The sequence below is a fragment of the Actinomycetota bacterium genome (genome assembly GCA_030776725.1).
In the GTDB taxonomy this organism is placed as follows: Bacteria; Actinomycetota; Nitriliruptoria; order Nitriliruptorales; family JAHWKO01; genus JAHWKW01.
The window spans coordinates 1-6,030 of the sequence record JALYHG010000105.1 but is presented as its reverse complement, the minus strand read 5'-3'; the positions used below and the strand labels follow the sequence as shown (position 1 = coordinate 6,030).

General features: G+C 72.2%; 4 protein-coding genes. 3 read left to right on the top strand and 1 reads right to left on the bottom strand.

All coding sequences use genetic code 11. The annotated features are described in order from the left end of the window. Window positions 1–621, bottom strand: a 621-nt coding sequence (locus M3N57_04915) for a wax ester/triacylglycerol synthase family O-acyltransferase (protein MDP9022039.1), incomplete at its 3' end; no start/stop codon positions are given. Between the two features lie 190 nt (window positions 622–811). On the opposite strand from M3N57_04915, the gene M3N57_04910 reads away from it, so the two are divergent. From M3N57_04910 to M3N57_04900, 3 genes are all read left to right on the top strand, one after another. After that, window positions 812–1,174, top strand: coding sequence for a response regulator (locus M3N57_04910; GenBank protein ID MDP9022038.1), 363 nt, complete (start codon window positions 812–814; stop codon window positions 1,172–1,174). Next, window positions 1,167–2,267: an HD domain-containing protein gene (locus M3N57_04905; GenBank protein ID MDP9022037.1), complete on the top strand. Its 1,101-nt coding sequence runs from the start codon at window positions 1,167–1,169 to the stop codon at window positions 2,265–2,267. Before M3N57_04910 ends, M3N57_04905 begins: the two co-directional genes overlap by 8 nt. 49 nt (window positions 2,268–2,316) lie before the next feature. Continuing rightward, window positions 2,317–6,030, top strand: a 3,714-nt coding sequence (locus tag M3N57_04900) for a DEAD/DEAH box helicase (protein ID MDP9022036.1), incomplete at its 3' end; no start/stop codon positions are given.

Below are 6,030 nucleotides of genomic sequence, written 5' to 3'. Positions count from 1 at the left end.
CCCGAGCCGCTGCACCCCGGCCACGACCGACCGTGGACTGGTGGCCACGTCGCGGACGGCGCCGGCGGCCAACCGCACGGTGTTGGGACGGGGCGCCGGATGCCAGACCCGGGGTTGGGGGAGGTCGCCTCCCTGATCGAAGTCGAGGAGGAGCGTGGCGATGTCGATCCCCGTCACCCCATCGACCATGGCGTGGTGGGTCTTGCCGAGGTACGCGACGCGGCCGTCCTCGAGGCCCTCGATCACGTACAGCTCCCACAGCGGCCGCTTGCGGTCCAGCGGACGGCTGATCAGGCGCCCGACGTACTCCATCAGCTGGTCCATGCGACCCGGGCGTGGCAGGGCCGCGTGACGGACGTGGTAGGAGAGGTCGAACTGCTCATCGTCGATCCAGATCGGCGACGTCAGCGGAAGTGGGCGGTCGACGACCTTCTGACGGAACCGCGGGACCAGATGCAGGCGCGAACGGACCAGGCGGACGAACCGCGAGAACTCGAACTCACCGTCGTCGGGCGGGTCGAAGATGAACAACCCGGCCGTGTGCATGTGCTCGGTGGGCGTCTCCAGTTCGAGGAAGGTGGCGTCGAGGGTCGACAGGCGATCCCCGTGGCCGATACCCATGCGGCTCCTTCAGCGCGTGGCTGGCCGGCTTCACCGCTGACGTCGGGTCAGCGCCGCCATGGTACGAGACGTCGCTCGGCGCTGGGTGCGACGTCACGGTGCGTGACTTGCAAGTCCGCGAGCGTAACCGGACGTTGGCTCGTCCGTTTCGTGTAGATGAGAACTAGCATGGGTGCTGGAGGGGCAACGGGTGAGGGTGCTGATCGCAGAGGACGACGAGGCGCTGCGGTCGTTGATCGTCGCGACCGTGCCGGCCGACTGGGAGGTCCACGAGGCGAGCGACGGGGTGGAGACGGTCGCGAGCGCTCGACGGCTCCAGCCTGACGCGATCATCCTCGACCACGAGATGCCGGTCATCACCGGGGTCGAAGTCTGCCGGCTGCTGGCCGCGGAACCCTGGCGTGGCTCGTGCCGGGTGGTGGCTCTCACCGGCGTCCGCGATGCGGAGATCCGGCGTCAGATGGCGGAGGCCGGCGCCGATGCCTTCCTGGAGAAACCGTTCAGCCCGGTCGAGCTGATCGAGCTCGTGTCGGTCTGGGAGCGCCGTGCCTGAGCAACGTGTGGGCGACGACCGGTTGGGCGTCCTCCAGGAGCAGCTGCTGCACTACGCGCGCGATCTGCGCGGCGCGCTGGACCGCACCCAGGCGACGGTCGCGGAGCTGTCCCGCACCCACCTCGAGACGGTGGCGGCGCTGGCCGCAGCGATCGACGTCCGAGACGCCGTCACCGGCGGACACGTGTACCGCGTCGCCCACTACGGGATCGTCCTGGCGCGTCACCTCGCCCCGCAGCACGCAGCCGACCCGCAACTGGTGTACGGCTTCCTGCTGCACGACATCGGCAAGCTCGGGGTTCCCGACGGGATCCTGATGAAGCCGGGCCGGCTGACCGAAGCGGAGCAGACGCTGATGCGCCGCCACGTCACGTACGGGGTCCGGTTCGTCGAGCAAGTCAGCTTCCTGCAGCCCGCCTTGCAGGTGGTGGCCACCCACCACGAGGCCTTCGATGGCAGCGGCTACCCGCGCGGGCTGGCCCGCACCGACATCTCACTCGTCACGCGGATGTTCGGCGTCTGCGACGCGTTCGATGCGATGGTGCACGACCGTCCCTACCGACCGGCGATGTCAGTCGAGGAGGCCGTCGAGGAGCTGCGGGCGGGGGCGGGCGCGCAGTTCGACCCTGAGGTCGTCGCCGGCTTCCTGGAGATCCTCGATCGGATCGTGGCCGTCGAGGACCGCCCCGAGCTCCCCGACGTCGACGTCACGCCCTCGCCGGCGCGGCTGCGGCCCCTGTGGGCGCAGGCCAACCTGGTCTTCGATGCGCTCGACGACGGGATGCTGCTCGTGTCTCCCGACGGTGTGATCCGAGACGCCAACCGCGCCTGTCTGGAGCTGTTCGGCCTCGCCGCACCACCGGTGGGACTCACCGTCGACGAGCTGATCGACCGCTCCGAGACATCGTTGACGGACGCGTCCCTGGCACGGCTGCGCGCCGCCGCAGCGCCGGAGGCGCTCCTCGACGGCCGGTCAGAGGACCACCTGAACCTGGAGACCGCCGACCAGGGCCGCCTCCGGCAGACCGCCCACACCTTGCGTGAGGAGGACGGGACCGTCACCGGCCGCCTGCTGGTGTTCCACCGGGTGTGACGGCGCGCGCAGCCGTGCAACCCCGCCCGCGGGTAGCGTCGCGCCTGCGATGCCCCTCGAGCACTTCTCTCCCGCCGTCCGCACGTGGTTCGCGACGACGTTCCGCGAGCCGACCGCCGCGCAGGCGGCCGGCTGGCCACCGATCGCGGCCGGGGACCACACCCTGCTGCTGGCTCCCACCGGCTCCGGGAAGACCCTGGCCGCGTTCCTGACCGCCATCGACCGGATGGTGACCACCCCGGTCCCGCCCCGCGACGAACGCACCCGGGTTCTGTACGTCTCCCCGCTGCGGGCCCTGGCCGTCGACGTGGAGAAGAACCTGCGTGCACCGCTGCGCGGCGCCGTCCTGGCGGGCGAGCGGATGGGTCTGGAGTTGACGGCACCCACCGTCGCGATCCGCACGGGTGATACGCCCGGCCGTGAGCGTCAGACGATGGTGCGCAACCCACCCGACATCCTGATCACCACACCGGAGTCGCTGTACCTGCTGCTGACGTCCAAAGCACGTCTGACGCTGCGCCACGTCCAGCAGGTGATCGTCGACGAGATCCACGCCGTCGCGGGGAACAAGCGCGGGGCGCACCTGGCGCTGTCGCTCGAGCGTCTGGCCGCCTTGACCACCTGCCCACCACAGCGCATCGGGTTGTCGGCCACGCAGCGCCCCCTGGATGAGGTCGCACGGTTCCTGGGCGGCTTCGACGCGGGCCACCCCCGCCCGGTCACGATCATCGACGCCGGGGCGACCAAGGAGCTGCGCGTCGACGTGGTCGTCCCGGTCGAGGACATGGGTGAGCTCGGCTCGGTGGTCGACGACCCGTTCGGCGACCCCGCCGCCAACGGTTCGACCCGGCGCAGCATCTGGCCGGCGATCCAACCGCGCCTCTTGGACCTGATCCACGCGCACCGCTCGACGCTGATCTTCTGCAACGCCCGCCGGCTCGCCGAGCGGCTCGCGGCCCGCCTCAACGAACTCGAACGTGACCGCCGCGCCGCCGCCGGGGACCTGGCCGCCGACGCCGAGCCGCCGGTCCTGGTCAAAGCCCACCACGGGTCGCTGTCACGCGAGCAGCGCACCACGATCGAAGACGAGCTCAAGCGTGGATCGCTCCGCGCGTTGGTCGCCACGTCCTCGCTGGAGCTGGGCATCGACATGGGGGCGATCGACCTGGTGGTGCAGGTCGAGTCGCCCGGATCGGTCGCACGTGGGCTGCAACGGATCGGACGGTCCGGCCACCGGGTGGGCGAGCCGTCCCGTGGGACGCTGTTCCCCAAGTACCGCGGTGACCTGCTCGAGGCGGCGGTCGTGGTCCGTCGGATGCGCCAGGCCCTGATCGAGGAGACGCGGTACCCGCGCAACCCCGTCGACGTCCTGTCGCAGCAGATCGTGGCGATGGCGGCGATGGACGACTGGTCGGTCGACGAGTTGGCGGCTCTGGTGCGGCGCGCCGCGAACTTCTCGGAGCTGTCCGACGCGGCCCTGCACGCGGTGCTGGACCTGCTCGCAGGCCGGTACCCGTCGGAGGAGTTCGCCGAGCTGACGCCGCGCATCGTGTGGGACCGGGTCGCCGGCGTCATCCGCGGCCGGGACAGCGCCCAACGGCTGGCGGTCACCAACCCCGGCACCATCCCCGACCGCGGCCTGTTCGGGGTTTTCCTCCCCGACGGTAGCCGGGTCGGGGAGCTCGACGAGGAGATGGTCTACGAGTGCCGCGCCGGCGAGACGTTCACGCTCGGAGCGTCGACGTGGCGGATCGAGGAGATCACGTTCGACCGGGTGATCGTCACGCCCGCTCCCGGCGCCCCGGGGAAGTTGCCGTTCTGGCACGGCGAGGGCCCGGGGCGCCCGGTCGAGGTCGGCCGTGCCGTCGGGGCGTTCGTGCGGGAGCTGCAGGCCCGCGGCGACCGCGCCGTCGACGCGCTGGTGGCCGACGATGGGCTGGACACGCTCACCGCCCGCAACCTCGTCGACTACCTGGACGAGCAGGTTGCCGTCACGGGGGTGGTCCCCGACGACCGCACCATCGTGGTCGAGCGGTTCCGCGACGAGATCGGCGACTGGCGGATCTGCGTCCTGTCGCCGTTCGGCGGCCGTGTGCACGCCCCGTGGGCGCTGGCCATCCGCCGCCGGCTCCGCGAGCGTGGCGACATCGACGTGGAAGCGATCTGGTCCGACGACGGGATCGTGCTCCGCCTACCGGAGGCGGTGGATCGCATCCCGGTCGACGACCTGGCCATCGACCCCGACGAGGTCGAGGAGCTGGTGGTCGCCGAGCTGCCCGACAGCGCCCTGTTCGCCAGCCACTTCCGGGAGGCGGCCGGCCGTGCGCTGCTGCTCCCACGGCGCCGCCCCGGCCGGCGCACGCCGCTATGGCAGCAGCGCCAGCGCGCCAGCGACCTGCTGACGGTCGCCGCCCGCTACCCGTCGTTCCCGATCCTGCTTGAGACGACCCGCGAGTGCCTCCGCGACGTGTTCGACCTCCCAGCGCTGAAGGCCGTCCTCGGGGAGGTGCGTTCCCGCCGCATCCGCGTGGTCGCGGTCGACACGCCCCACGCCTCACCGTTCGCGCAGTCGCTGCTGTTCCACTGGATCGCCACGTACATGTACGAGGGCGACTCCCCCGTGGCTGAGCGGCGTGCGGCAGCGCTGGCCCTGGATCGGGACCTGCTCCGCGACCTGCTCGGAGCCGAGGAGCTGCGCGACCTCCTCGACGCCGACGTGCTGTCGGACCTGGAAGACGAACTACAGCACCTGACGCGCGGCCGCCAGGCGAGCTCAGCCGATCAGGTGCACGACATGCTCCGCCGCGTCGGGGAGCTGACCCTCGGCGAGTTGGAGCGGCGCTGCGCCGGGGACCCGGCGTCCTGGGTGGGTCAGCTCGTCGACGAGCGACGTGCCATCCGGATCCGCGTGGCAGGCGAGGAACGCGTCGCTGCCGCCGAGGACGCGGCGCTGCTGCGTGACGCGCTGGGGGTCGCGCTCCCCGCCGGGCTGCCCACGGCGTTCACCGAGCCGCAGCCCGACCCGTTGGTCCGGCTGGTGGGCCGCTACGCCCGGACCCACGGACCCTTCGTCGCTGGGGAGGTCGCCACACGCCTCGGCGTCCCGACGAACCGCATCCACGCTGCCCTGGCTCGTCTGGAGGGCGACGGTCGCGTCGTGCGGGGGGAGTTCCGACCCACGTCGCCGCCCGGTGATGGCCGACGCGTCCCCGCCGGACACGCCGGCGAGCGCGAGTGGTGCGACGTGGACGTGCTGCGCCGGCTGCGCCAGCGCACGCTGGCGGCGCTGCGCCGCGAGATCGAGCCGGTCGATGCCGGGGCGCTGGGCCGGTTCCTGCCGCGCTGGCACGGCATCGGTGCCGGCCGGCGCGGGACCGATGCGCTGGTCGACGCGCTCGCGCAGCTGCAAGGCGCCCCGATCCCAGCCTCGGTGCTGGAGACCGACGTCCTACCCGCTCGGGTGGACGGCTACCGGCCGGCGGACCTCGACGCGCTCCTGGCCGCAGGTGACGTCGTCTGGGTCGGAGCGGAGGCGATCGGCCCGGCCGACGGACGGGTGGTCGTGACCTTCCGCGACGACGCACGCCGGCTGGCGCCCGCCGCGCTCGACCCGCGACCCGACGGAGCGGTGCACCAGGCGTTGCGCCGCCATCTGGCCGAGTGCGGCGCGTCGTTCTGGCCGGAGCTGGTCGGCGCCGCGGCCGTCGCCGTCGACGATCACCGGCGGCCGGACCACGTCGCGGACCCGGCCGTGGTCCTGACG